Source organism: Streptomyces ossamyceticus (assembly GCF_001418475.1).
GTDB classification, from domain to species: Bacteria; Actinomycetota; Actinomycetes; order Streptomycetales; family Streptomycetaceae; genus Streptomyces; species Streptomyces ossamyceticus.
On sequence record NZ_LIQX01000996.1, the window covers coordinates 1 to 1,643 of the forward strand.

Annotated in this window: 1 protein-coding gene and 1 pseudogene; both read right to left on the reverse strand. The window is 75.9% G+C overall.

Annotated elements, in window-relative coordinates; genetic code table 11:
* Positions 1 to 509 (reverse strand): thioesterase domain-containing protein (locus AOK15_RS45975; RefSeq protein ID WP_240508842.1); only part of this gene is annotated, 509 nt, incomplete at its 3' end.
* A gap of 30 nt (positions 510 to 539) precedes the next feature.
* Positions 540 to 1,608: pseudogene (locus AOK15_RS48690) on the reverse strand (acyl carrier protein); the annotation flags it as partial.
* Positions 1,609 to 1,643 lie beyond the last annotated feature (35 nt).

Consider the following 1,643-nt stretch of genomic DNA (forward strand, 5'->3'; position numbering starts at 1 on the left):
TGGTCGCCGGGGACGTCGACCGTGTCGTGCGGCAGCGGCCACGACGTTCGCCAGCCGTCCCCGTCGGCGCCCGCCGCCATCCGCGGCGTCGGCTCCGTGGCCCGGACCAGCAGGGTCGGGGTGGCGACGGGTTCCGGCTCCCAGTCCATGAACATGCGTGTGTACGCGCCCATCGCGGCGACGGCGCTGTCGTCGTCCCCGGTCGACTGGCCCCCGGTCAGCCGCGGGGCGAGAGCGGCAGGCAGCGCCAGCAGCCACTCCGTGCCGCGGTTGTCCCGGTCGACACGGTAGGTGTCCAGCAGGACCAGGCCGGCCGGGGCCGCCCCCGTCGCCTCCAACCGCCGGGTCACGAGATGCGCGACGGCGCCACCTGTGGACGAGCCGACGACCACGAAAGGCCGGTCGCCCACCAGCCCCAGCAGCGTCTCCGCGTGCGTACGGGCCAGCGTCCCCAGGTCCGCCGGTACGGCCGGACCCTCGTCGACACCGGGATGCCGGAGCTCCCACACGTCCAGGTCGCCCCGGAAGCGGTCGTGGNNCGTCGAGGAACACCACGACCGGGCCGTCACCGGAGCCCGCGGCCCGCCGCAGTGGCGGCAGCGCGTGCCGCCGGGCATCGGACGCGTCGAACGTCGGTACGGCCCAGGACGCGGTGACCAGCATGTGCATCGCGGCGACCACCTGACCCGCCTCGCACACCCGCCGGTAGAGGGAGGAGAGGCTCTGCACGGGGCGCACACCTGACGGCTCGGGGTTGCCTGGGAGCGTTGTTCCGGGAGTCGCCCCTGGTGACCTGACGGGGGCCGGGGCGGGTGTCGCGCCGGGTGTCGCGCCGGCTGTCGCGTCGAGTGTGGGGTCGGGTGTCGCGCTGGGTGTGGCGCAGGGTGTGGGGTCGGGGGTCGCGCCGGGTGTCGTACCGGCTGTTGGGTCGGGGGTCGCGCCGGGTGTCGTAAGCGTCGGCGCGTCGGGTTCACCGGCGGCCGTCGGCTCCGGGAGGTCGTCGAGGAGGTCCAGCACGTGGCGGGCCAGGCCGTCGGCGGTGGGGTGCTCGAACACCACGGCCGCGGAGAGCCGGAGCCGTAGCGCGAGGCTGAGCCGGTTGCGGACCTGCACCGCCATCAGCGAGTCGAAGCCCAGCTCGTCGAAGGTCCTGCCGACGGGCAACGCGTCGGCGCTCGGATACCCGAGCACGGCGGCCACGTCCGCCCGCATCAGCTCCGCGAGCACCTCCGCGCGCCGGGCGGAGGGGAGTTCGGCCAGGAGCCTCCGCCAGGCGCCCGGCTCCAGCATCTCCGGGGCGTCGGCGGGCGCTCCCGGCCCCGAGCCGGTTCCCGTGCCCGCCTCCGAGCCCGCGCTTGCCTCGGCCACCGGCCGACGGGGACGCGACAGCCCCCGCAGGAGTGGTGGCAGCGGGCCTCGCGCGGACCGCAGGGCGCCCCGGTCGAGCCGCATCGGCGCCAGGACGGGGCCACCGTCGCGTACCGCCGCGTCGAAGAGTGCCAGGCCGTCCCGTACGGAGAGGGCGCGCAGCACGTCACCGCTCCGCGTCGCCGCCTCTTTGAGCGGGGCCTCCCTGGGCTGGGCCTTTCTGAGCTGCGCCGACGCCATGCCTGCGTCGTGCTCCCAGGGGCCCCACGCCAGGG